Source organism: Streptomyces sp. NPDC006602 (assembly GCF_042870385.1).
Classification (GTDB): Bacteria; Actinomycetota; Actinomycetes; order Streptomycetales; family Streptomycetaceae; genus Streptomyces.
On sequence record NZ_JBIAHG010000004.1, the window covers coordinates 381,601 to 405,289 of the forward strand.

At 71.1% G+C, this 23,689-nt stretch carries 25 protein-coding genes; 8 read left to right on the forward strand and 17 right to left on the reverse strand.

Features of this window, described 5'->3' with window-relative positions; genetic code table 11:
* Nucleotides 1-394 precede the first annotated feature (394 nt).
* The 15 genes from ACFYO2_RS14015 to ACFYO2_RS14085 all read right to left on the reverse strand — a co-directional run bounded on the left by ACFYO2_RS14015 (nucleotide 395) and on the right by ACFYO2_RS14085 (nucleotide 15,337).
* Nucleotides 395-1,288 carry a 2-hydroxy-3-oxopropionate reductase gene (locus tag ACFYO2_RS14015; RefSeq protein ID WP_388348204.1) on the reverse strand — a complete coding sequence of 298 codons (894 nt, stop codon included), beginning with the start codon at nucleotides 1,286-1,288 and terminating at the stop codon, nucleotides 395-397.
* 45 nt (nucleotides 1,289-1,333) lie between these two features.
* On the reverse strand, nucleotides 1,334-2,173 hold the full coding sequence (locus ACFYO2_RS14020) for a TIM barrel protein (protein WP_388348206.1): 840 nt from the start codon (nucleotides 2,171-2,173) through the stop codon (nucleotides 1,334-1,336).
* A 156-nt stretch (nucleotides 2,174-2,329) separates the two neighbouring features.
* Nucleotides 2,330-3,079 carry a hypothetical protein gene (locus ACFYO2_RS14025; protein ID WP_388348208.1) on the reverse strand — a complete coding sequence of 250 codons (750 nt, stop codon included), beginning with the start codon at nucleotides 3,077-3,079 and terminating at the stop codon, nucleotides 2,330-2,332.
* A 27-nt stretch (nucleotides 3,080-3,106) separates the two neighbouring features.
* Nucleotides 3,107-3,622 carry a hypothetical protein gene (locus tag ACFYO2_RS14030; protein WP_388348616.1) on the reverse strand — a complete coding sequence of 172 codons (516 nt, stop codon included), beginning with the start codon at nucleotides 3,620-3,622 and terminating at the stop codon, nucleotides 3,107-3,109.
* Complete coding sequence (locus ACFYO2_RS14035; RefSeq protein WP_388348210.1) at nucleotides 3,619-4,896, reverse strand: MCE family protein; 1,278 nt, start codon at nucleotides 4,894-4,896, stop codon at nucleotides 3,619-3,621. The genes ACFYO2_RS14030 and ACFYO2_RS14035 overlap by 4 nt, the downstream gene beginning before the upstream one ends.
* Nucleotides 4,893-6,155 carry an MCE family protein gene (locus tag ACFYO2_RS14040; RefSeq protein WP_388348212.1) on the reverse strand — a complete coding sequence of 421 codons (1,263 nt, stop codon included), beginning with the start codon at nucleotides 6,153-6,155 and terminating at the stop codon, nucleotides 4,893-4,895. Before ACFYO2_RS14040 ends, ACFYO2_RS14035 begins: the two co-directional genes overlap by 4 nt.
* The gene (locus tag ACFYO2_RS14045) at nucleotides 6,152-7,264 is read right to left on the reverse strand and encodes an MCE family protein (RefSeq protein ID WP_388348214.1); all 1,113 of its coding nucleotides are present in this window, start codon (nucleotides 7,262-7,264) and stop codon (nucleotides 6,152-6,154) included. Before ACFYO2_RS14045 ends, ACFYO2_RS14040 begins: the two co-directional genes overlap by 4 nt.
* Entirely contained in the window at nucleotides 7,261-8,274 is a 1,014-nt protein-coding gene (locus ACFYO2_RS14050; RefSeq protein ID WP_388348216.1) for an MCE family protein, read from the reverse strand. Before ACFYO2_RS14050 ends, ACFYO2_RS14045 begins: the two co-directional genes overlap by 4 nt.
* Nucleotides 8,271-9,308, reverse strand: a complete 1,038-nt coding sequence (locus ACFYO2_RS14055; protein WP_388348218.1) for an MCE family protein — start codon at nucleotides 9,306-9,308, stop codon at nucleotides 8,271-8,273. Before ACFYO2_RS14055 ends, ACFYO2_RS14050 begins: the two co-directional genes overlap by 4 nt.
* Nucleotides 9,305-10,549 (reverse strand): MCE family protein, encoded by a 1,245-nt coding sequence (locus tag ACFYO2_RS14060; protein ID WP_388348220.1) that lies wholly within the window; start codon nucleotides 10,547-10,549, stop codon nucleotides 9,305-9,307. Before ACFYO2_RS14060 ends, ACFYO2_RS14055 begins: the two co-directional genes overlap by 4 nt.
* A 5-nt stretch (nucleotides 10,550-10,554) precedes the next feature.
* Nucleotides 10,555-11,358 (reverse strand): MlaE family ABC transporter permease, encoded by an 804-nt coding sequence (locus ACFYO2_RS14065; protein ID WP_388348222.1) that lies wholly within the window; start codon nucleotides 11,356-11,358, stop codon nucleotides 10,555-10,557.
* A 3-nt stretch (nucleotides 11,359-11,361) separates the two neighbouring features.
* Nucleotides 11,362-12,132, reverse strand: coding sequence for an MlaE family ABC transporter permease (locus ACFYO2_RS14070; RefSeq protein WP_388348224.1), 771 nt, complete (start codon nucleotides 12,130-12,132; stop codon nucleotides 11,362-11,364).
* Complete coding sequence (locus ACFYO2_RS14075) at nucleotides 12,129-13,073, reverse strand: ABC transporter ATP-binding protein (RefSeq protein ID WP_388348226.1); 945 nt, start codon at nucleotides 13,071-13,073, stop codon at nucleotides 12,129-12,131. Before ACFYO2_RS14075 ends, ACFYO2_RS14070 begins: the two co-directional genes overlap by 4 nt.
* 109 nt (nucleotides 13,074-13,182) lie before the next feature.
* Nucleotides 13,183-14,256 (reverse strand): sigma-70 family RNA polymerase sigma factor, encoded by a 1,074-nt coding sequence (locus tag ACFYO2_RS14080; RefSeq protein ID WP_388348228.1) that lies wholly within the window; start codon nucleotides 14,254-14,256, stop codon nucleotides 13,183-13,185.
* A gap of 115 nt (nucleotides 14,257-14,371) precedes the next feature.
* Nucleotides 14,372-15,337 carry a lytic transglycosylase domain-containing protein gene (locus tag ACFYO2_RS14085; RefSeq protein WP_388348618.1) on the reverse strand — a complete coding sequence of 322 codons (966 nt, stop codon included), beginning with the start codon at nucleotides 15,335-15,337 and terminating at the stop codon, nucleotides 14,372-14,374.
* Nucleotides 15,338-15,515: 178 nt separating this feature from the next.
* On the opposite strand from ACFYO2_RS14085, the gene ACFYO2_RS14090 reads away from it, so the two are divergent.
* From ACFYO2_RS14090 to ACFYO2_RS14115, 6 genes are all read left to right on the forward strand, one after another.
* Nucleotides 15,516-15,782 (forward strand): hypothetical protein, encoded by a 267-nt coding sequence (locus ACFYO2_RS14090; protein WP_388348230.1) that lies wholly within the window; start codon nucleotides 15,516-15,518, stop codon nucleotides 15,780-15,782.
* The gene (locus ACFYO2_RS14095) at nucleotides 15,779-16,147 is read left to right on the forward strand and encodes a helix-turn-helix domain-containing protein (protein WP_388348232.1); all 369 of its coding nucleotides are present in this window, start codon (nucleotides 15,779-15,781) and stop codon (nucleotides 16,145-16,147) included. Before ACFYO2_RS14090 ends, ACFYO2_RS14095 begins: the two co-directional genes overlap by 4 nt.
* A gap of 147 nt (nucleotides 16,148-16,294) precedes the next feature.
* Nucleotides 16,295-16,807, forward strand: coding sequence for a 2-oxo-4-hydroxy-4-carboxy-5-ureidoimidazoline decarboxylase (gene uraD / locus ACFYO2_RS14100; RefSeq protein ID WP_388348244.1), 513 nt, complete (start codon nucleotides 16,295-16,297; stop codon nucleotides 16,805-16,807).
* Nucleotides 16,808-16,809: 2 nt separating this feature from the next.
* Nucleotides 16,810-17,223 carry a hydroxyisourate hydrolase gene (gene uraH, locus ACFYO2_RS14105; RefSeq protein ID WP_388348245.1) on the forward strand — a complete coding sequence of 138 codons (414 nt, stop codon included), beginning with the start codon at nucleotides 16,810-16,812 and terminating at the stop codon, nucleotides 17,221-17,223.
* Nucleotides 17,224-17,227: 4 nt separating this feature from the next.
* Complete coding sequence (gene pucL, locus ACFYO2_RS14110) at nucleotides 17,228-18,166, forward strand: factor-independent urate hydroxylase (protein ID WP_388348247.1); 939 nt, start codon at nucleotides 17,228-17,230, stop codon at nucleotides 18,164-18,166.
* A gap of 116 nt (nucleotides 18,167-18,282) precedes the next feature.
* Nucleotides 18,283-19,662: an 8-oxoguanine deaminase gene (locus tag ACFYO2_RS14115; RefSeq protein ID WP_388348249.1), complete on the forward strand. Its 1,380-nt coding sequence runs from the start codon at nucleotides 18,283-18,285 to the stop codon at nucleotides 19,660-19,662.
* Between the two features lie 263 nt (nucleotides 19,663-19,925).
* Here the strand turns inward: ACFYO2_RS14115 and ACFYO2_RS14120 are convergent, their stop codons facing one another.
* Nucleotides 19,926-20,723 (reverse strand): helix-turn-helix domain-containing protein, encoded by a 798-nt coding sequence (locus ACFYO2_RS14120; protein WP_388348251.1) that lies wholly within the window; start codon nucleotides 20,721-20,723, stop codon nucleotides 19,926-19,928.
* Nucleotides 20,724-20,819: 96 nt separating this feature from the next.
* Between ACFYO2_RS14120 and ACFYO2_RS14125 the strand changes: the two genes are divergently transcribed.
* Nucleotides 20,820-21,674 carry an NAD(P)H-binding protein gene (locus ACFYO2_RS14125; RefSeq protein ID WP_388348253.1) on the forward strand — a complete coding sequence of 285 codons (855 nt, stop codon included), beginning with the start codon at nucleotides 20,820-20,822 and terminating at the stop codon, nucleotides 21,672-21,674.
* Nucleotides 21,675-21,741: 67 nt separating this feature from the next.
* On the opposite strand, the gene ACFYO2_RS14130 is transcribed toward ACFYO2_RS14125, so the two are convergent.
* On the reverse strand, nucleotides 21,742-23,184 hold the full coding sequence (locus ACFYO2_RS14130; protein ID WP_388348255.1) for an MFS transporter: 1,443 nt from the start codon (nucleotides 23,182-23,184) through the stop codon (nucleotides 21,742-21,744).
* A 101-nt stretch (nucleotides 23,185-23,285) separates the two neighbouring features.
* On the opposite strand from ACFYO2_RS14130, the gene ACFYO2_RS14135 reads away from it, so the two are divergent.
* The gene (locus ACFYO2_RS14135) at nucleotides 23,286-23,681 is read left to right on the forward strand and encodes a winged helix-turn-helix transcriptional regulator (protein WP_388348257.1); all 396 of its coding nucleotides are present in this window, start codon (nucleotides 23,286-23,288) and stop codon (nucleotides 23,679-23,681) included.
* Nucleotides 23,682-23,689: the final 8 nt, after the last annotated feature.

The window sequence follows — 23,689 nt, forward strand, 5'->3', positions numbered from 1 at the left end:
CCCGTGCGGGGGGGGGGCTCCTGCCCCCCTCCTTTACCCCCCCCCCCCCCCCCCCCGCCCCCGCGCCCCCCCCCCCCCCCCCCCCCCCCCCCCCCCCCCCCCCCCGGGGCATTCCGGGACCGCGGCGCTTGCGACGGAACCTGGAACGCCCTTCCCTCAGGTCGAGACGGGGTCCCGGCTCCTTCACCACCGCACTGGCTCGCCCACCGCCGCGGTCCCTGCCCTGCCCACGCCCGTATGACCGGTCGACCACCCCAATTCGTCCGGGTCGCCGGTGGTCGGGCGCGGGCAGGGAGTTCGGGGCGCGCCGGAGTGGATTCCGGGCGGCGCCGACGCCTGGGCGCGACAGGACAGTTGTCGGCGCCGACGCCGCCCGGAGCTTGGGGGAGGGGCGTCACACCTGGGCGCCGGACAAGCGCTCCACCGCACGCAGCAGCGCCGAGTGGTCGAGCCCGCCGTCGCCCTGCGCACGCAGGCTCGCGACCAGCTGGGCGACCACGGCGCCGACGGGCAGGGCCGCACCGACGTTGCGGGCGGCGTCGGTGACGATGCCCATGTCCTTGTGGTGCAGGTCGACCCGGAAGCCCGGATGGAAGTCGCGGTTCAGGAAGTTGTCCTTCTTGCGCGTCAGCACCGTGGAGCCGGCCAGTCCGCCGTTGAGGACGTCCAGCGCCGCCTTCAGGTCCACGCCCGACTTCTCCAGGAAGACCACTGCCTCGGCGCACGCCTGGATGTTCACGGCGACGATCAGCTGGTTCGCGGCCTTCACGGTCTGGCCCGAGCCGTGCGGACCGCACAGCACGATGGTCCTGCCGAGCGCCTCGAAGATGGGCTCGGCCTGGTCGAAGTCGGCCTGCTCGCCGCCGACCATGATGGACAGCACGGCTTCGACGGCACCGGCCTCGCCGCCGGACACGGGCGCGTCGAGGACGCGGATGCCCTTCTCCGCGGCCGCCTTCGCGAGGTCCACGGACGTCTGCGGGGTGATCGAGGACATGTCGATCAGCAGCGCGCCGGACCGCGCGTTCTCCAGGATGCCGTCCGGGCCGTACGCGATCGCCTCGACCTGCGGGGACGCGGGCACCATCGTGATCACGACGTCGGCGTCCCGGACGGCCTCGGCGATCGAACCGGCCGCGGTGCCGCCGGCGGCGGCCAGTCGGTCGAGCTTGTCCTGTTCCAGGGTGAAGCCGGTGACGTCGTAACCCGCCTTGATCAGGTTCTCGGACATGGGGGAGCCCATGATGCCGAGGCCTATCCAAGCGATCTTGGGGAGGTTGGTGGTCATGAGGGTGCCTCTCTGACTGCTTTTTCTACGTCTGTGAGTCGCCGCTCAGCGAGCGGCTCGGGCCTCGGCCGGCAGCCAGTCGAACGCCTCCGCGCTCGGACGGTCGCCCGGCTTGTACTCCAGGCCGACCCAGCCCTCGTAACCGGCCTTCGCGAGTCGGCCGAGGAGGTCTTCGAGGGGGAGCGAGCCCGTGCCGGGCGCACCGCGCCCGGGGTTGTCGGCGATCTGCACATGGCCGGTCTTCGCGGCGTACCGCTCGATCACCGACGGCAGGTCCTCGCCGTTCATCGACAGGTGGTAGAGGTCCATCAGGAACCGCGCGTTGCCGAGGCCGGACGCCTGGTCGACCTTGTCGACGATTCCCACGGCGGCGGGTGCGCTCACCAGCGGGTACAGCGGCGACTCGGGCTTGTTGAGGGCCTCGATCAGCAGGATCGCGCCGATCCGGTCGGCGGCCCGGGCCGCGAGCACCAGGTTCTCCAGCGCGAGCGCGTCCTGCTCGGCCGGGTCCACGCCCTCGACGCGGTTGCCATAGAGCGCGTTGAGGGCCTTGCAGCCCAGTGACTCGGCGAAGCCGGCCGCCACGTCGATGTTGGCGCGGAACCGCTCCGACTCCTCGCCCGGGATCGACAGGGCACCCCGGTCCGGGCCGGGCAGCTGCCCGGCGTAGAAGTTCAGCCCGGTGAGCCGGACGCCCGCGTCCTCGATCGCCTTCTTCAGGGCGTCGAGCTCGGACCGCTCGGGGGTGGCGGAGTCGATCCAGGGCCACCACAGCTCGACCGCCGTGAAGCCGGCCGCGGCGGCGGCCGCGGGGCGCTCCAGGAGCGGGAGTTCGGTGAAGAGGATCGACAGGTTGACGTTGAAGCGCTGCTCTGCGAATCCCATGGGGGTCCGGCGCTCCCTTCCATATCGAGCAATTCCGTATTACGGAAGTTAGTTTCTGCGCAATGGAAGATTGCCTGGGGACGGGGAGGAGTGTCAAGAGCGCACACCCAAAAAAGGCCCCCGCGCGGGTGCGCGGGGGCAGGGGGAACGGACTGATCACAGCGCGTCGACGGCGCTCACCTTCCAGCCCGCCGAGGTGCGTGCCATCGTCATCCGCACCCGGTTGAGATCCACCCGGGAACCCGAGACCTGGGTGCTCTGGGTGACCTGGTTGACGAAGAGCAGCACCATGACCTGGTCCGGGGAGGCCGATACGACGGAGGCCGTGGCGACCGTCGCCTTCACCACCCCGTGGTACTTCTCGGCAGTCGGCCCGACCACGCCGGCGGTCGTCTTCCGGTACTCGTCGCGGAAGCCCCCGGTCAGCCGGGTGCGGGCCCGGGTGAAGTCCTGGTCCAGATGCCGGTAGTCGTACGACAGCACGACAGGCGCCGCCTTCCGCGCGGCCGCGAGCGCCTCCGCCCTGGCGTCGTGCGTCTGCTGCCCCTCCCGGTACTGCCAGCCGAGTACGCCGACGGCGCCCAGGCTCGCCGCGAGCAGGACACCCAGGACCGCGGTGGACAGCCTCCGCCGACGGGACACGTCCCGTTCCTCCGGCGCGTCCTCGGTGAGGGACTCCGGCGACGGCTCGGGCGGGTCGGCCCAGCCGTTCCCCGGGGCCTCGATGAGCACGGTGCGTCCCGAGAGCGGTTCCTCGGATCGCCCGGTCGCCCCCTCGTCGTCGGTCGCCGGGCCGAGTTCGTGGTGGCCGCGATCGGCGCGCTTGGCCGCCGCGCGGGCGGCCGCGGTCATGGTGTGCCGGGTGCCCGATCCGGAGCCGCGGCCCCGCGTCGTCGTCCTCGCCATGCTCGTACTCCTCACTGGTGGTGCCGGTCAGCCGACGAACTCGACGTCGGAGGTCAGCCAGCGGCCGCTGCGCTGTACCAGGTCGAGCTGCAGCCGGTAGGTGCGCGCCTCCCCCTTGGGCACGGCGGTGTTGGTCACCTTGCTGTCGGCGACGACCAGGACGCGGGCCGAGTGCTCGTCGGATCGGACGATGCCCGCTTCGAGGACCTGGCCCGCGGACACGGACCTGTTCTCGGCGACGAGTTCGGTCAGCTGCCTGGTCTGCGCGGTGAACTGCTTCTTGAAGTCGCCGGTTGCGCTCTTGAGCACGTTCGCGCTGTCCCGGTCGTAGTGCCGGTAGTCGAGCGAGGTGAAGTTCAGCGCCGACTGGCGGGCCGCGGCCAGGATGTCCTGGCGCCGCTGCTCGGCCTCGTGCTGTTCGTAGAGACCGAGGCTCAGCCAGATCGTCAACGCGGTGGTGAGGACGGTCGCCACGACGAGCCCCACCGGCCAGGCCCTGCCCGACAGAGCCCTTCTCACGGCCCTTCTTGTCGCCCTTGTCATGCCATCGGTCCGACGAGCAGCCATTGCCACGACTCCTTTCCGAATACGGCCTGTTGACCGCCCGTCGAGCCGATCTCGACGAGCCTTCCGTCCGGGCCGGCGGCGGTGCCGGTCTCCGGGTCGTACGGCGTGACGTACGCCGCCTGGTTCGCGCCATCGGAAGCGGACGTCGCGCCGGGGGCGTTCTGCGCGCCCCGCACCGACGTCTCGCTCCCGCGCGGGGCCGTGCAGCGCGCCTCGGTGTTCGCCTCGCGGGTGCCGGTGTCCGCGGGGTCGCGTCGTGCCGTCCCGTAGCCCTGGGTGCACGCGGGCGGGTCGTCGGCGTTGACCACCAGGCCGAAGTGGGTGGTGCCGTCGCCCGGGAGGACGCTGTAGCTGCCGGCGACCATCAGCGGGAAGGTGACCAGCGCCTGCTCGACGCCGGGCAGCCGCGCCAGGGTGACCTGGCCGCCGCTGATCAGGTTGGCCAACAGCACCGACAGTCGCGGCCCGGTCGACTTCAGCAGCGAGTTCACCTGCTGCGCGGCCGGAGTCGCGTTGCCGATCAGCTTGCGCAGGTCCCCGTCGCTCGACTTCAACTGCGCGGTGAGCGCGGCCAGGTCACGGGCGAACGACCTGATCGACGAGCCCTGGTCGGCCTGCGTCTTGAGGACCTTTTGCGAGTCCTCGATCAGCGCGATCGTCTCGGGCAGCGACTCGGACGCCGACTCGACGAGCGTGTTGCCCGAGTCCACCAGCCGGCTCAGGTTCGGTCCGGTGCCGGAGAAGGCCTTGTCCAACTCGTCGACGGTGACCCGCAGATCGTCCTTGCCGACGGAGTTCACCAGCCGGTCCAGGGCGAGCACGAGGTCCGTCGTGGGCAGCGGCACGCGGGTGCTGCCGCGTGGGATGGCGCTGCCCTCGAGCAGATACGGGCCGTGGGAGGTACGCGGCTGCAGATCGACGTACTGCTCGCCCACCGCCGAACGGTTCGCCACCACGGCGAGGGCGTCAGCGGGGATGCGCGGCGCCCCGTCGTCGATGTCGAGGGCGACCGAGACGCCGTCGGCGCCGGTCAGCCGCAGCGCGCCGACGCGGCCCACCGGCACCCCGCGATAGGTGACCTCCGCGCCGGGGAAGATGCCCCCGGAGTCGGCGAAGTCCGCCCGCACGGTGTAGCCGCGGTCCAGGACGGCGTCCACCAGGCCGGTGTACTCGGCGCCGACGTACGAGACCCCGACCGCGGTGACGGTGGCGAAGGCGAGCAGCTGGGCCTTGACCGTACGTGTGATCACGGCTGAACCCCTTTCAGCATCAGCTCCGCGAGCTCCAGGTCGATGCCCTCGGGCAGGCCTGCCTCGGTGCGGTAGCCACTGCTGCACACCGGCGGGCACAGCAGGTCGCCGCCGTCCGAGGAAACCGAGGGGGACGGCAGAGCGGGTGTGCTCGGCAGGGCGGTGGGCGTCGGGACGGTGGGCAGGTCCGGGAGGCCGGGCACGTCGGGCGGCTCGGGCTCGGCGGAGTCACCGTTCCCCCCGCCGGAGCCGGGCTCGTCCGTCAGGTTCCCGTAGAGGCCGGCCAGATCGAGGTCGGCGGTGAGGTGGAGGTTGACGTAGTCACCCTTGATGGCGTCCACCGCGTTGCGTGGGAAGGGATAAGTGGTCAGCAGCTCGAGGGAGTCGGGCAGGTCGTCGCCCGCCTTGTTCAGCTGCCGCAGGATCGGGGCGAGCTGCTTCAGGTTCGCGACCGTGTCGTCGTGCGAGGCGGTGACCACCTTGGTGCCCGTCCTGCCGAGCTTCGACAGGGCGGTGAGCATCCTCGTCAGGTCACGCCGCTGGTCGGCAAGGACCTTCAGGGCGGGCGGCATCGTGTCGACGGCCTCGGCGATCGTCTTCTTCTCCTTCGCCAGCCGCCCCGCGAGCCGGTCGACGGCCTGCAGGGCACGGACGATGTCCCGGCGCTGGTCGTCCAGCCCGCCGATGAACGTGTTCAGCTCCTTGAGCAGGGACCTGACCCGGTTCTCCCGCCCGTCCAGGGCCTTGTTCAGCTCCACGGTGATCGTCTTGAGCTGGGCCACTCCGCCGCCGTTGAGCAGCGCGGACAGGGCGGACAGCACCTCCTCGATCTCCGGGTTGCGACCGCTGCGGGACAGCGGGACGCGGTCGCCGTCGCCGAGCCGGCCCACGGGTTGCGTGCCGGTCGGGGCGGAGAGCGCCACGTACTTCTCGCCGAGCATGCTGGTCTGCCGCAGCTCGGCCACCGCGTTGGCGGGCAGCTTCACCGAGTCCGCGACCCGCAGCCGCACGCGCGCGTGCCAGCCGTCCAGCTCCACCTTCTCCACGGCCCCGACGGTCACGTCGTTGACCTTCACCGCCGACTGCGGCACCAGGTCGAGGACGTCCCGGAACTCGACGGTGACGTGGTACGCGTGCCCGTCCGCGGCGGCACCGCCGGGCAGCGGGACGTCGTACCAGCCGTTGAACTCGCAGCCGGACAGCAGCAGCGAACCGGCCACGGCCCAGGCGACCGGCCCGCCCTTGCGCCGTACGCTCATGCGCTCGCCCCCAGGATTCCGCCGAGCGTCCGGTCGACCGTGCCGGTGACCGCCGGGCCCTGCGGCACCTTGGGCAGGGAGTCGAACAGCTCCCTCAACTCCTTGCAGTCGGTCACGTCCCCGGTGGTCTTCAGCACGGAGCACAGCAGCGCAGCCGGATCCTGGGGCTGATTCGCGTTGTTGCGGGTGTCGAGGGTGCCCGCGGCCGGGTTGTAGGCGTTGTTCAGGTTCGACAGTCCCGTGGGCGCGACCTCCAACAGCTCCGCCAGCGCCGCCCGTTGGGTGACGAGCACCCGGGTCACCTTGCTGAGGCCCCGCACGTTCGAGGTCAGCGAGTTCTTGTTGTTCTTCACGAAGTCGGACACATCGCCGAGCGCCGTCCCCAGGTTCTTCAGGGCGGCCGCGAGGTCCTCGCGTTCGCCCGCGAGCTGCTCGGCGACCTCGGCGAGGCTGGTGTCGAACGACCGCACGCTCTTGTCGTCGGCGGCCAGCGCCGCCGTGAACACCTGCAGGTTCCGGACCGTGCCGAAGAGATCGGTACGGCCGTCGGACAGCGTGGTGACCGCCTCCGAGAGGTCCTCGACCGTCTGGTTGAGGTGTGCGCCCTGCCCGTCCAGGTTGTCGGCGCTCACCCCGAGCAGCCGGGACAGTGAGCCGTCCTTGTTCGCACCCTCGGGGCCGAGCGACTCGGCCGTGGTGTGCAGGCTGTCGAAGATGCGGTCCAGTTCGACGGGTACGGCCGTGCGCGACTCGGGGATGACGTCGCCGTCCCGCATCGCCGGACCGCTGCGGTACACCGGCAGCAGCTGTACGTAACGGTCGCTGACCACCGAGGAGTTGATGATCGCGGCCCGCGCGTCGGCCGGGACCTTGCGGCCGCCTTCGTACTCCAGCTCCACCCGCACCCGGTCGCCCTCCGGCGTGATCTTCTCGACCTCGCCGATCCGGACGCCGAGGACACGGACGTCCGAGCCGGGGTAGATGCCGACGGTGCGCGGGAAGTACGCGGTGACCCGGACGGGCTCGGAGCGCGGCCACAGCGCGTAGGTGAGTGCGCCGACGAGGACGAGTGCGGTGACCACGGCCACGCGTTTCTTCAGGTTGTTCACTGCGCGCCTCCCGTGCGCGGCACCACCGGAGCGGCGACCAGGTTCTGGACGTAGGAGTCGAACCAGCGGCCGTTGCCGAGAGTGTTGGTGAAGAGCCGCACATAGGGCGCGAGCAGCTTGACGCTCCGGTCGAGGCTCGACTGATTGCGTTCGAGCATCTCGACCACGCGGCCCAGGCCCTTGAGCGCGGGCCCGATCTCCTTGTCGTTGTCCTCGACCAGGCCGGAGAGCTCGACGCCGAGCGCGGCGGAGCTCTTCAGCAGGGTGTGGATCGCCTCGCGCCGCTTGCTGATCTCCTTGAACAACGCGTCGCCGTCCTTCACCAGGGCGGTGAAGTCCTCGGAGCGCTCGGCCAGCACGCCCGTGACGCCGTTCGCGTGGTCGAGCAGCTCCCTGAGCTCCTTGTCGCGTGAGGCGACCGTCCGGGAGATCTTCGACAGGCCCTTGATGGACGCGCGTACCTCGGCGGGCGAGTCCTGGAAGGTGGTGGAGATGGTGTCCAGGGCCGTGGCCAGCCGGTCGGTGTCGACCTCCTCGGTCGTGGTGGTCAGGTCGCTGAAGGCCTGTACGACGTCGTACGCCGGAACCGTGCGCCCGAGCGGTATCTCGGTGCCGGGCTTCAGCTGCCCCGGCCCCTTGGGGCGCAGCGCGAGGTACTTCGCGCCGAGGATCGTCTTGACGCGGATCGACGCGCCGGTGTCGGTGCCGAACCCCGGATCGTCCTTGATCTTGAAGGTGACCCTGACGTGGTCGCCGTCCAGATCGACGTCCTCGACCTTGCCGACCTTGACCCCGGCGATCCGCACCTCGTCGCCGGGCCCCAGGCCGCCCGCCTCCGAGAAGGCGGCGCTGTACGTCTCGCCGTCGCCGATCAGCGGCAGGCTGTCGGCGTTGAACGCGGCGACGGTCAGCAACGCGAGCGTGGTGAGGCCGACGGATCCGACCACCACGGGATTTCGCTCACGGAACGGGGTCAGGCGTGGGCGGCGTCCAAGGATGCGCTTCGTCATGCGCCGCACCTCGCCCTCGCCACGTGCAGGTCGGGTGTGAGTACCTCCCGCGTCTTCGGCAGCACGATCCGGCCGTCGAAGTCGCAGAGGTAGAAGTTGAACCACGAGCCGTAGGACGCCGTCCCCGTCAGCTCGTTCAGCTTGTTCGGCAGCCGCTTCAGCACGCCCTCCACGGTCTCCTGGTTGTCGTTCAGCGTTCCGGTGAGATCGGTCAGCTCGGCGATGTCGTCCTTGAGCGGCGGACGCGCGTCCTTCAGCAGCCCCGACGTGGCCTCGGTCAGGTCGCCGATGCTCACCAGCGACTCCCCGATGGGCTTGCGGTCGGCGGACAGCCCCGAGATCACCCGGCGCAGCTGCTCGATCAGCCCGGAGAAGCGGCCGCCGCGCCTGTCGAGGGTCTCCAGCACCGTGTTGAGGTTGTCGACCACCGAACCGATCAGTTTGTCGCGGTCGGCCAGTGTCGTGGTGAGCGAAGCCGTGTGCACGAGCAGGCTGTTGACGGTTCCGCCCTCGCCCTGCAGTGTCCTGATGATCTCGGTGGCCAGCTGGTTGACGTCCTTCGGGCTGAGCGCGGCGAACAACGGCTTGAAGCCGTTCAGCAGCGCGTTGAGGTCCAGCGCCGGCTGGGTGCGCGACAGCGGGATGGTGGCGCCGGGCTTCAGCCGGGTGCCGTCGCCCGCGCCCTCGCTGAGGGCGACGTACCGCTGTCCGACCAGGTTCCGGTAGCGGATGACCGCGCCCGTGCCGGTGAGCAGCGGCCGGTCCGTGCTGACCGTGAAGGTGATCTCCGCCAGCGTCCGGTCCTTGATCCGGATGCCCTCGACCTCGCCGACCCGCACCCCGGCCACCCGGATGTCGTCGCCCTCCTCCAGGCCGGTGACGTCGCTGAACACCGCGAGATACCTGCGCTCGGGGGTGAGGGAGATGTTGACGATGGTGGCGGCCAGCAGGGACGTCGCCAGGACGGTCACCACGGCGAACAGGCTGAACTTGATCAGCGGGGCAGCGGTCTGCCGGGCTTCGGTGCTCCTCATGCGACGCTCACCGCCGTACCGCGCGCCATCGGCCCGAACAGGAGTGTCGTGACCGGCGGCACCTCGTCGGCGGGCACGCCCAGGACGGGCGCCACGAGCGAGCCGACGGCACGCTGCTCGGCCCGGGTGGCGGAGACGCCCGGTGGACCGGACGAACTCCCCGACCTCGAACCGTCGTTGAGGTGGGCCCCGGGCGCCGGCACCGGAGGATGCGGCAGATCACGGCAGTTCGGCCCCGACCGCTCGCCGTAACGCGGCTCCTCACCGGGCTCGTACGCCCCCTGCGACCGTACGACCTCCAGCGTGATGTGCATCTTTCCGCCCCGGAACGCCTCCTCGGAGACCTTCTCCTGACGGACCAGGCCTGCGAGCAGGCACGGGTACTCGGGGGAGTAGCGGGCGAAGAGCGCGAGGGTGGGGCGGGAGACCCGGCCCAGGGTGATGAGCCGGTCGCCGTTCGCGGCGAGGAAGTCGTCCGCGGTGCCGGCGACGGTGGCGGTCGTGGTGAGGGCGGACGCGAGCCGGTCCCGCTCCTCGACCAGGGTGCGGCTGGTGGTCACGGTGTTGCGCAGGATCTCCATCAGGTCGGGCGCCGCGTCGCCGTAGACCTCGGCGACGTCGGCGAAGCGTGCGATGTCCTCCGTCAGGGACGGCAGGTGCGGATTGAGGCGGCGCAGGTAGGCCTCCACGCGTGTGAGGTTGTCGCCGATCCGGTCGCCGCGTCCCTCGAGGGCGGTGGCGAACGCGGAGAGCGTGGCGTTGAGCTTGCCGGGCTGCACGGTCCGCAGCAGTGGCAACAGGTCGTTCATCAGCTGCTGGAGCTCGATGCCGACGCGGGTGCGGTCCTGGGTGATGACGTCCCCGGCACGGATGGGCCGGGCCGAGGAGTGCGCGGAGCGCTCGGGCGCGACCAGGTCGACGTACTTCTCGCCGAACAGCGTCTTGGGCAGCAGGCGTGCGTGCACGTCGGAGGGGATGTGCGCCACGTACTCCGGTTTGAGCGCGATGTCGAGCGTCGCCTTCGTGCCGTCGGCGCGCACCTCGCGCACCTCGCCGACCAGCAGCCCGCGCAGCTTGACGTCGGCCCGCGGATCGAGCTGGTTGCCGAGGCTGTCGGCCTCCAGGGTGATCCGCACGACCGGCGTGAACGCCTGCCGGTAGACGGCGACGGACAGCGACAGCAGCAGAGCCAGCACCGCGAGGAACACCACGCCGTACAACCGCAGTCTCACCACTCTCATACGGCTCACCCCGCAATCCGTACGGTCGTGCTGGCGCCCCAGATCGCCAGCGACAGGAAGAAGTCCAGGACGTTGATCGCGACGATCGAGGTCCGTACCGCGCGCCCCACCGCCACGCCGACGCCCGCCGGGCCGCCGCTCGCGTAGTAGCCGTAGAAGCAGTGCACCAGGATGATCAGGACGGCGAAGACGAGCACCTTCCCGAACGACCACAGCACGTCGACCGGCGGCAGATACTGCGCGAAGTAGTGGTCGTAGGTGCCCGCCGACTGCCCGTAGTAGCCGGTGGTGATGGTGCGGGCGGCGAGGTACGAGGACAGCAGGCCGACCACGTACAGCGGGACCACGGCGACGAACCCGGCGATCATCCGGGTGGTCACCAGGAACGGCAGCGAGGGCACGCCCATGACTTCGAGGGCGTCCGTCTCCTCGCTGATCCGCATCGCGCCGAGCTGCGCGGTGAACCCGGCGCCGACCGTCGCGGACAGGGCGAGCCCGGCCACCAGCGGCGCGATCTCCCGGGTGTTGAAGTACGCCGACAGGAACGCCACGAAGTTGGAGGTGCCGAGCTGGTTGAGCGCGGCATACCCCTGCAAGCCCACCTCAGTGCCGGTGAAGAACGACAGGAACGCGATGACACCGACCGTGCCGCCCACGACGGCGAGGGCGCCGCGGCCGAAGCTCACCTCGGCGAGCAGCCGCAGGATCTCCTTCTTGTGGCGGCGCACGGTACGGCCGGTCCAGGCCAACGACCGCCCGTAGAAGGACAGCTGGGCACCCAGCTCCTCCAGACCTCTCAGCAGCGCCATGCCTCAGCCCCTCTGGGGAACGACTTGGAAGTACACGGCGGTCATCACGAAGTTCGTCACGAACAGCAACATGAAGGTGATCACCACCGACTGGTTCACGGCGTCGCCCACGCCCTTCGGGCCGCCCTTCGCCGTAAGTCCCTTGTACGAGGCGACGATCGCCGCGATCGCCCCGAACACCAGCGCCTTGATCTCCGCCGCCCACAGGTCGGACAGCTGGGCGAGGGTGGTGAAGGAGGCGAGATAGGCGCCCGGAGTGCCGTTCTGCAGCACGACGTTGAAGAAGTAGCCGCCCGCGACACCCACCACCGACACCAGCCCGTTGAGCAGCACCGCCACCAGCATCGACGCCAGGACACGCGGCACGACCAGCCGGTGGACGGGGTCGATGCCCAGCACCTGCATCGCGTCGATCTCCTCGCGGATCTTCCGTGCCCCGAGGTCCGCGCAGATCGCCGTGCCGCCGGCGCCCGCGATCAGCAGCGCGGTGACGATCGGCGAGGCCTCCCGCAGCACCGCGAGCACCGAGGCGGCCCCCGCGAAGGACTGGGCGCCGAGCTGCCGGGTCAGACTGCCGATCTGCAGTGCGATGACCGCGCCGAAGGGGATGGACACCAGGGCCGTCGGCAGGATGGTGACGCTCGCGATGAACCAGGCCTGCTGGATGAACTCCCTTGCCTGGAAGGGCCGTCGGGGGATGGTCCGGACGACGTCCAGTGCCATCGCGAAGAGACGCCCCGAGTGCCGCAGCGCTCCGGTCGGTGACAGGCTCATGCGTCGGCCACCTCCGTCCGGTGCGGCGCCGCCTCCCGGTCGGCGATCGCCTGCCAGCGGGGCGGGCGGGTGATGCCCGGCCCCGGCAGCAGGCGGGGAGTCAGCGCCTGACTGCCGGGAGACCGTGTGTACCCGCCGTCGCCGAGCGCGGCCAGCTCCTGCTCGACCTGTGCGGCGTCCTTCTCCTCCGCCATGCCGATCGGGCCCTGCATCCGGCCGTTCAGGAACTGCCGTACGACGGGCTCGTCGCTGGTCAGCAGCTGTTCGCGCGGCCCGAACATGACCAGCTCCCGCCGGAACAACAGCCCGATGTTGTCCGGCACCTGGCGGGCGGAGGCGATGTCGTGCGTGACGATCAGGAAGGTGGCGTCGATCTGGGCGTTGAGGTCGACGATGAGCTGGTTGAGATACGCGACGCGCACCGGGTCCAGGCCCGAGTCGGGCTCGTCGAAGAGGATGATCTCCGGGTCGAGGACGAGGGCCCGGGCCAGCCCGGCCCGCTTGCGCATCCCGCCGGAGATCTCGCCGGGCAGCTTGTCCTCGGAGCCGATCAGCCCGACCATGTCCATCTTCTCCAGCACGATGCGCCGGATCTCGCTCTCGGGCTTGCGGGTGTGCTCGCGCAGCGGGAAGGCGATGTTGTCGTACAGGTTCATCGAGCCGAAGAGCGCGCCGTCCTGGAACAGCACGCCGAAGAGCTTCCGCACCTCGTAGAGGTCGTGCTCACGCAGCTTGGTGATGTCCCGGCCCGCGACCCGGACCGAGCCGCGGTCCGGCTTCAGCAGTCCGACGAGCGTCTTCAGGAACACCGACTTGCCCGTGCCGGAGGGGCCGAGCATGACCGAGACCTCCCCGGCGGGCAGCGTCAGCGAGACGTCCTGCCAGATGACCTGGTGACCGAAGGACTTGGTCAGCCCTTCCACGCAGATCTCGACACCCATCCGGTTCACCCTTCGGCCCATGGAGCAGCTCTGACATCTGCTCTACGGGCAGGGGCGGGGTGTCCGTCGCTGGGGAGTGGAACTTTTTTTCGAGCGGATGCGCCCGGATCTAGCGGAGCGGGCTCGGGGTGGGCGCGTCGATCGAGGACAGGGGCGTCGGTACGCCGGCGGAGTCCGGGATCGTGGACACGGCGGACTCGACCGGCACGACCGCCTCGTCGGGTGTGACCGGCAGCTCCGGGACCCCGGGCACGCTGGGTGTCACGGACGCGCTCGGTATCCCGGGCAGCCGCAGGACCTCGGGAACCTCCGGTGCCGACAGGTCGGGCAGTGGCGAGAGAGCGACCTCCGGCAGGGGTGGCACCGACAGGGGGACGAGTGACTGCTCACCGGCCGACAGGGGGGCCGCCCCCGGCCCGGGAGCCGGTGTCGCGTCCGCGACCTGCCCCGCGTCCGGAGCCTCGGCCCGGCCGGAGCCGTCGGGCCGGAGCGCCTGCGCGGGCCCCGACACGGTGGGCCGTGGAGCCGACCCCTGTCCGTGTCCGTCGTACGCGTACGGCAGCACGAGCCCGGCCACCGCCAGGGTCGCCGCCGTGGAGGCGGCCGCCAGGGCCTGCGCCTTCCCACCCCCGCGAGGCTGTCCCCGCCCGATGAGGAACAGCGCGAATCCGAGCGTCGCCGCCAGGGAGTTGCGCAGCGTCCGCCGGGCCCGGGCCAGCAACGACTCGACGGTCCGGTAACTCAGCCCCATCCGGACGGCGACCTGCCCGACGTCGAGGTCCTCGGACCTCAGCCGCAGCGCCTCCGCCTGGCGGGCGGGCAGCTCCCCGCTGCGCACGGCAAGCCATTTGGCCTCGGCCCGGTCGCACACCACCTCTTCGACGGGCGCCGGTCCGGGTGCGATCAGCGTCGGACTGGTGCGGACCTCGGCCTCGCGGTTGACCTGCCGGTAGCGGTCCACGCACAGCCGCATCGTCACCGTCGTCAGCCAGGCCGCGAGCCGCTCCTCGTCCAGGCCGGGGCGTTCCGCGGCGCGCAGCATCGCCTCGTGCACGGCGTCCTCGGCGTCCTCGAGGCTCATCGACCTGCGCCGAGCCACCCTGAGCAGGTGCTCGCGGTGGCTCCACATGCGCTGCCAACGGTCGTCGTCCATCTGCGTGTCCGCAGGCATGTCCGTCGCCATGAGGGCCCCTTCGCGCTCGCCCGCCGGTTCGTACCGTCCGGCGGGCAGCGAGATTACCGCCCGGTAGCCGCGGTTGTGGAGGGGGAGGAGGCCATCGAGTCCCCCCTGTTACAGGTCAGCTCTCACTGGTCAGCGGACCGCCGCTGGGCAACAGGCCGTCGGTGGGCAGTTCGACGCCCGTCCCGGGCGCGGGCAGCAGCGGCTCCTCTGCTCCCTCGGTCCCGGCCGCCGGGCGGGACCGGGCGGGCGTCGGTGAGGCCGGGGGCGACGGGGTACCAGACGGGGTGGTGCTCGGACGGGTGGGACGGGCGGACGGTGTCGGTGCCGGCTTCGGCGTGGTGGCCGGCCCCGACGCCTCCGGGCGGGAGGAGGCCTCCGCGACGCCGTCCGGCACCACACGATGGCCTTCCAGGAAGTACGTGTACCAGGCCCTGACCGTGCGCAGATACGCCTGCGAGTGGTTGTAGCCGAGGATGGCCGCGTCCAGGGCGCCGGAGACGGACAGGTCCGCTCCGCCCGCACACAGATAGCGACCGGCGGAGAGCGCCGCATCGAAGACGTTGCCCGGGTCGGCCCGCCCGTCGCCGTTGCCGTCCGCTCCCCAGCGGGCCCAGGTCGACGGAATGAACTGCATCGGACCGACCGCGCGGTCGTACACCGTGTCCCCGTCGTAGGCGCCGCCGTCGGTGTCCCGGATCACGGCGAAGGCGCCGCCGTCCAGGCGCGGTCCGAGGATCGGCGGCACGGTCGTACCGTCCGCGGTCACCCGGCCGCCCCCGGCCTGCCCGGACTCCACCTGGCCGATCGCGGCCAGCACCTGCCACCGCAGGCGACAGCCGGGCGCCTCGCTCGCCAGCCGGGTCTCGGCCCGCCGATAGGCGGCGAACACGCTCGCCGGCAGCGCGGCGCCCACCGCCCGCGCCCGCGTCGCCCCCTCCCGGGTCCGCAGCGGCGGCAGCGCCGTGCGGTACGGGGCGTCGCCGGACACGCTCGGCCCGGGTGCGGCGGGCGTCCGCGGCGCGGGTGCCAGGACCCGTGCCTGCGTCGCCCCCGGTGCCTGTGACGCGGTCAGCGCCGCCATCGCCGCCGCCGCGATCGCCGTACCTCTGGCGCCTCTGACTCTGTGCCCTGCCACGTTGCGTTCCCCTCCCGGTGAGCTCTCCTTGTCTGCTCTACGCGGCGAAGAGGCGGGTCCGTCGCCGGGATCCCGGGTCCGGCGGGCCTGCCCGGAAATCCGTGCGGCGCGTTAGGTTGTGCGCGTGCGATTGAGAGTGGAGTTCACGACCGAGCCCTTCGACCTCGACGAGGCGCCCGCGCACGCCCTGGTGGCCCGCGAGGTCATCGAGGCGGCCGAGCTGGACGCGGTGGACGTCGGCCCGTTCGGCAACACGGCCGAGGGCGGTGCCGACGCCGTGCTCACCGCCGTGGACGCCCTGCTGCGCCGGACCCTGGAGTCCGGCGCCACCCGGATCTCGCTCCAGCTCAACGTGATCGACGAGAGCGGGACCGGGGAGGGCGGGAAGTGACCGGCATCGGCGACGAGCCCTTCATCACGGCAGTGAAGCCGCTGGTCGACGCGATGGGCGGCGAGCTGCTCCCGCCGGACGAGGCCGGCCCCGACGACGTCGTGCTCGCCTGGGAGGGTGCCGACGTCGTCGCCGTACGCCTGCCCCAGCTCGCCGACTCCCTCGATCACATCCTGGTCGCCATGGAGCGCAAGAAGGGCAAGCCTCTCGCCGACCTGGACCGCAAGGCCAAGCAGGAAGTCGTACGCATGCTGGAGGCGCGCGGCGCCTTTTCCGTACGGCACGGCGTGGAGACCGTGGCGAGCGCGCTCGGGGTGAGCCGCTTCACGGTCTACAACTACCTCAACCGCGAGAGAGAGAGCTGAACGGGCGGCCTCCGGTTTCGGCCCCCGGGTTCGGCCCCGGTTTCGTAACCCGGAATTTTCAACAAACTGTTGACGCCGTCTTCCGGAGGGCGTTAGCTGGCGGCAGCCCGATCAGTACGAAGGCCGCTTGCGGCCACGGAGGCTCCCGTGACGTCGACTCCCACGCCCCTGGGCCTGGCCCGGTTCAACGCCCTGGAGGAGCACGCGGCGTTCGCCGCCCTCCACGAGGCGTGCGCCTCCACGGCATGGGCGAAGCGGCTGCTCGCCGCCCGCCCCTACGCCACCTTTGACGACCTCTGCGCCGCCAGTGACGCCGCGATGGCCGACCTGAGCACCGAGGACCTCGCCGAGGCCATGGCCGGGCACCCGCCGATCGGCCGCCCCAAGCCGGGCGACCCGACCTCGGCGCGGGAACAGCGCGGCATGGCCGGCGCCTCCGGGGAGCTCAAGGCGGAGATGCTGGAGCTGAACCTGGCGTACCAGGAGAGGTTCGGCCACGTCTTCCTGATCTGCGCCACCGGCCGGACCGGCGAGCAGATGCGCGACGCGGTCAAGGAGCGGATCGGCAACGCGCCGGAGCAGGAGCGGGAGATCGTCCGCACCGAGCTGGGCAAGATCAACCGTATCCGGCTCGCCCGTATCGTCGAAGAGGACGCCTGACCATGAGCACCAGCACCACCGCCTCGGTGTCCACGCACATTCTCGACACCAGCATCGGCCGCCCCGCCGAGGGCGTCGCCGTCCGGCTCTCCGCCCGCGCCGGGCGCGATGCGGACTGGCAGGCGCTCGGCGGCTCCGCGACCGACGCGGACGGGCGGTGCAAGGACCTGCCGACACTGCCGCAGGGCACCACACACGTACGGCTCGACTTCGCCGTAGAGCCGTATTTCGAGAAGAACGCCGAAAGGCACGTCGAGAAGAAGCAAGCCGATGCGCAGCAGGACGCCCCCGCGAATCGGGACAGCGGTGCGTTTTTCCCAGAGGTGGCGATCTCCTTCGCCGTCAAGCCCGGCGAGCACTACCACGTACCGCTGCTGCTCAACCCGTTCGGCTACTCCGTTTACCGAGGGAGCTAGCTAAATGACAGACAATTCCCGCCCTGCCCGCCCTGCCCGCCCTGTCATCCTGGGACAGAACCAGTACGGCAAGGCCGAGAACCGAGTCGTCAAGATCACGCGGGACGGCGCCACCCACCACGTCAAGGACCTGAACGTGTCCGTGTCGCTCAGCGGCGACATGGACGAGGTCCACTACTCCGGCTCGAACGCCAACGTGCTGCCGACCGACACCACCAAGAACACGGTGTACGCGTTCGCCAAGGAGCACGGCATCGAGTCCGCCGAGCAGTTCGGCATCCACCTGGCCCGGCACTTCGTCACGAGTCAGGAGCCGATCAAGACGGCCCGCATCCGCATCGAGGAGTATGCCTGGGAGCGGATCGAGCACTCCGGGAAGGGAGCGCACTCCTTCGTGCGCAAGGGCCAGGAGACCCGACTGACCCAGATCACCTACGACGGAGAGTCGTGGGAGGTCGTCTCGGGCCTCAAGGACCTCGTCGTGATGAACTCGACCGACTCCGAGTTCTGGGGCTACGTCAAGGACAAGTACACGACGCTTCCCGAGGCGTACGACCGTGTCCTGGCCACCCAGGTCTCCGCCCGCTGGCGCTTCAACTGGTCCGACGACAAGCAGCAGATGCCCCACTGGGAGAAGTCCTACGAGCAGGTGAAGAGGCACATGCTCCAGGCCTTCGCCGAGACGTACTCGCTCTCGCTCCAGCAGACCCTGTACCAGATGGGCTCGCGGATCATCGACAGCCGCAGCGAGATCGACGAGGTCCGCTTCTCGCTCCCGAACAAGCACCACTTCCTGGTGGACCTGGAGCCGTTCGGGCTGAAGAACGGGACCGAAGACGGTGCCGTCTACTTCGCCGCGGACCGCCCCTACGGCCTGATCGAGGCCACCGTCCTGCGGGACGGCTGCGAGCCGAGGATCCCGGTGGACCTCACCAACCTCTGAGCAACCCCCTTTGCGGCACCCGCGGCCGGGAATCCGTCTCTCGGCCGCGGCACTCAAACCTCCCAGGGTCCTGCCGTGCCCTCTTCCCACAGTCCACTGAGCGAAAGGGACGCATCATGGCAGCAGACCGGCGCATCGTCATCGAGAACTGTTCGATCGCGACCGTCGACGCCCACGACACCGAGTACGCGAGCGGACATGTCGTCGTCAACGGCAACCGCATCGAGTCGCTCGGCGCGGGCAGGGCCCCCGAGGGCCTGGAGAACGTCGACCGCCGTATCGACGCCACCGGCCACCTCGTGACTCCCGGCCTGGTCAACTCGCACCACCACTACTACCAGTGGATCACCCGGGGCCTGGCCACTGACCACAACCTCTTCAACTGGCTCGTCACGCTGTACCCGACCTGGGCGCGCATCGACGAGCAGATGGTCCGGGCGGCCGCCGGGGGCTCCCTCGCGATGATGGCCCGCGGCGGTGTCACCACCGCCATGGACCACCACTACGTCTTCCCGCAGGGCTCCGGCGACCTGTCCGGCGCGATCATCGGCGCGGCCCGCGAGATGGGCGTCCGCTTCACCCTCGCCCGCGGCTCCATGGACCGCAGCGAGAAGGACGGCGGCCTGCCCCCGGACTTCGCCGTCGAGACCCTCGATGGGGCCCTCACCGCGACCGAGGAGACGGTCAGGCAGCACCACGATGCCTCCTTCGACGCGATGACCCAGGTGGCCGTGGCGCCCTGCTCGCCGTTCTCCGTGTCGACCGAACTGCTCAAGCAGGGCGCCGAGTTGGCCCGGCGTCTCGGCGTACGGCTGCACACCCACGGCTCGGAGACCGTGGAGGAGGAGCAGTTCTGCAAGGAACTGTTCGGCATGGGTCCCACCGACTACTTCGAGTCCACCGGCTGGCTCGGCGAGGACGTGTGGATGGCGCACTGCGTCCACATGAACGACTCCGACATCGCCGCCTTCGCCCGTACGAAGACCGGTGTCGCCCACTGCCCCTCCTCCAACGCGCGGCTCGCGGCCGGTATCGCCCGCGTACCCGACATGCTGGCGGCCGGCGTCCCGGTCGGCCTCGGGGTCGACGGCACGGCGTCCAACGAGTCCGGCGAACTCCACACCGAACTGCGCAACGCCCTGCTCATCAACCGCCTCGGCGCCCACCGCGAGGCCGCCCTGAACGCCCGCCAGGCCCTGCGTCTGGGCACCTACGGCGGTGCCCAGGTCCTGGGCCGCGCCGCCGAGATCGGCTCCCTGGAGCCCGGCAAGCTCGCCGACCTGGTGCTGTGGAAGCTCGACACACTGGCCCACGCCTCCATCGCCGACCCGGTGACCGCCCTGGTCTTCGGCGCGGCGGCCCCGGTCACCGCCTCCTTCGTGAACGGCCGCCAGATCGTCGAGAACAACCGGCTGCTCACTGCCGACGAGGACGCCATCGCCCGCTCCACGCGGGCCGAGGCCCAGCGCCTGGCGCGCATCGCCGCGCAGGGCTGACCCGTTGAAGATCTCCGGTCGAGGGGGACGGCCCTCGACCGGTGGCCGTGGACCCGAGCGGGGTCCATGGCGACCGTCTCCGGGGCGCGCATGGACGTGTGCGCCCCGGAACGGCCTCCCTCGCCACAGGTGAGGGATTCCGTCCCCTCGGCGGTCCCGCACGACCGCGCACGACCTCCGCCCGCACTCAAGATGGCCACCGCCAGGCGCCGGGACACGCAGGACGTCACATCCCATGGAGGCGGGGGAGGAGATCGCCGGCGTCAGCCCTGCCTGAACGCCTGGCAGGGCTGGGGGTCCGGCAGCCGGCCGGTGAAGTACGACCTCGGTGGCACCCCCATCAGGGTGCGGAAGTCGGACGTCATGTGCGACTGGTCGTAGTAGCCGGTGGCGGCGGCCAGTTCGGCCCAGGGAGCGTCGGCCGCGTGCGTCAGCAGATGGCGTACGCGGCTGATGCGGGCGTAGTGCTTCGGAGACAGGCCGACCCCCTCGGTGAAGAGGTTGCGCAACTGCCGTTCACTGACGGCGAGTTCGCGGGCCACGTCCTTGACCTGCGCGGGGGCGTGGTCCGGCCGGGTCGACAGGGCGTCGACGGCGGCCCGCAGCAGTCGGGTGCGCGAGCGGCCGGCGGCCATCGGGTCGGGGAGCAGCTCCGTCAGGTACGCGACCATCTCCTCCGGCGCCGATGCGACGAGTTTCTCGGCGAGTTGACGTGCCGTCCCGGTCGGCAGCGCGCCCAGCGGCACGGCCCGCCCGACGAGATCGACCGCCGGGGTGCCGAGCAACGGGAGTACCGCACCCGGGCCCAGGCTCACCTGGACGCAGGACGCCAGCCGCCGGTCCGCCTCCGCGTAGTACGAGGCACGGGTGCGCGGCCCGACCACCAGGGCGTCACGACGGCCGCCCGCCTCGACCCGTACGACCAACTTCGTCGCCGTGTCCGGCACCTGGGCGAACGATGCCGGCAGCTCCTCCCCGGCGCCCACCGACTCGATGCGGGTGATCCAGGGGCGGAGGGCGGCGGGGACGGTCAGGGCGCGCTCATCGAGGGCATTCGTCACCCTCCTACGGTAGGTGCGCGCCCCACCCGTGCGGGCGCCACGACCGTGCCGGAATTTCCTAGCACCCGGGGGCGGCCGCCCGTCAGCGTTGGAGCCGTGATCCTAGTGACCGGTGCCACGGGCACCATCGGCAGTGAAGTCGTACGACAGCTCGCGGCGCGCGGCGAGAAGGTGCGCGCCCTGACCCGCGACCCGGCGAAGGCCCGGGTACCGGACGGCGTGGAGGTGGTGCGCGGGGACTTCCTCGACACGGAGTCCGTGACGGCGGCGCTGGCCGGGGCGGCGGCCGTGTTCCTGGTGGCGGTACTCGGACCGGCGGACGGCGGACGGGACGCCGGGCTGGTCGCGGCGGCACGGGCGGCGGGCGTTCGCCGGATCGTGAAGCTCTCCTCCATCGGTACCGGCGACCCCGACTACGGCCCCTTCGGCACCTGGCATCTTCCCGGGGAGGAGGCCCTGCGGGCCGGCGGGTCGCAGTGGACGATCCTGCGGCCGTCGTCCTTCGCCTCGAACACCCTCGGCTGGGCGGAGGCGATCCACGCGGGCCGGCCCGTTCCCAACATGACCGGAGACGGCCGGCAGGGGGTGGTCGACCCGCGTGACGTGTCCGAGGCGGCCGTCGAAGCGCTGACCGACTCCCGGCACTCCGGGCGGACGTACACGCTGACCGGGCCCGAGGCGATCACTGTCCCCGACCAGGCCGCCGCGATCGCCGCCGTCGTGGGACGCCCGGTGGGGACGATCGATCTCTCGCCGGACCGGATCCGTGAACAGCTGACGGCCTCGGGACTGGACGCGGCGGCCGCGGAGAGCGTCCTGGGCGGCCTCCTGTTCGCCCGCGAGGGCGGCAACGAGCTCGTCACGGACGACGTACGGGAGGCGTTGGGGCGGCCGGCGCGGTCCTACCGGGAGTGGGCCGAGGACCACAGGGGGGTCTTCGCCGGGGCCTGACCGACGCGAGCGGCGGCGGGAGAGGGCTCCCGCCGCCGCGACCGTTTCGTCATTTAAGTCGGTTACGTCAGTTACGCGCGCCCCTCCTCGGCCGCAGCACCGCCGCCGCCAGTACCAGCGCCCCCACCGCGATCACCGTCGCCACCCGGAACGCCAGCTGGTAGCCCTCCGCCGTGGCCGCCACCAGCTCCCCGCCCCCGTCGAGCAGCCCCTCGGTGCGGCTCGCCGCCAGCACCGAGAGCACCGCCAGACCCAGCGAACCGCCCACCACCTGCGTGGTGTTGAACAACCCGGAAGCCACTCCCGCGTCCTCCTCGCGCGCCCCCGACATGGCGATCCCGGTCAGCGCGGGCATCGCGGCCGCGAACCCGGCGGCGAGCAGGAGCAGCGGCGGCAGTACGTCCGTGGCGTACGAGCCGTCGGCGGGCGCCCGGCTGAGCAGCGCTGTCCCGGCGACGATGAGCACGAGCCCCGCCAGCAGCACCCGGTACGCCCCGAACCGGCCGATGGTCCGCGCGGACAGGCCCAGCATCAGCACGCCGATCGCGACCGGGGCCGGCAGGAAGGCGGTACCGGTGAGCAACTCGCCGTAGCCGAGGACGCGTTGGAGGTAGAGCGCGCCGATGAACTGGAAGCCGTACATCGTCGCGATCATCAGGATCTGCACGGCGTTCGCGCCGGACAGCAGCCGGGAGCCGAACAGCCGCAGGCGCAGCAGCGGCCGTGCGGTCCGCGCCTGGCGGACGGTGAACGCCACGAACAGGGCGAGCGCGAGCGCGGCCTGCAGCAGGGTGGCGCTCAGGTCTCGGTCGCCGGCGCCGACGATGACGTACACCGTGAGCATCAGCGCGCCGGTGACCAGGGCCGCTCCCGGATAGTCGGCGCCCTTGCCGAGCCCCTCGCCCCGGTCCGGGGCCAGGATCCGGACCGCGGCCAGCCAGGCGACGATGCCGATCGGCAGGTTGATCAGGAAAATCCAGTGCCAGTTCAGGGCCTCGGTCAGCGCCCCGCCGAGGAACGTGCCGAGCGCGCCGCCCGCCGCGCCGACCGCGCTGAACACCGCGATGGCGCGGGCCCGTTCGCGCGGCTCGGGGAAGAGCGCGACGAGCATGCCCAGGACCACGGCCGCGGTCATCGCCCCGCCGACACCCTGCAGGGCACGGGCCGCGACGAGCACACCCTGGTCGGTGGCCACCCCGCACAGCACGGACGCCGCGGTGAACACGGCGAGCCCCGCCGTGAACATCCGCCTGCGGCCCACCAGGTCGCCGAGCCTTCCCGCCAGCAACAGCAGTCCGCCGAACGGGATCAGATAGGCGTTGACGACCCAGGCCAGCCCCGGCGCCGAGAAGCCGAGGTCGCTCTGGATGGCCGGCATGGCGACCGTGACGATGTTGCCGTCCAGGATCGTCATCAGCGTGCCCGCGCACAGCACGACGAGAGACGCCCAACGGGAGTACGTTCGCTGCCTGGGACGCGTATGCGTCGGTGACTCGATCAGGGGCGTCATGGCGACGTGGCCTCCGCAATCTCCATCGAAACCCTAAGTGCACGACTTGTAACGGGCAACATCGTGGGTGACCATGGAGTCCGGCATAAGGAGGCAGTTCGATGTCCCAGAGGAACACCGGTGTTACCTCCCAAGTGGTGAACGCGCACGCGTGTCCCGTCCGCGAAGTTCTTGACAGGGTCTCCGGAAAATGGAGCGTGCAGATCCTCGTCGCGGCCGCCCACGGACCCATCCGCTTCACCGAGTTGGAGCGCAGCATCGAGGGCATCAGCCGCCGCATGCTCACCCTCACCCTGCGCAACCTGGAGCGCGACGGCCTCGTCACCCGCACCGTGCACCCCACGGTGCCACCGAAGGTCGAGTACGAACTGACCCCGGTGGCCCACGAGTTGCACGAGACGCTGCAACGGCTGACCGACTGGGCCGAGCGGAACAGGGTCTACATCGCCGAGTCGCGTGCTGCCTACGACACCGAACACCAGCCGGAGCTGGTGTGAGGGTTCCC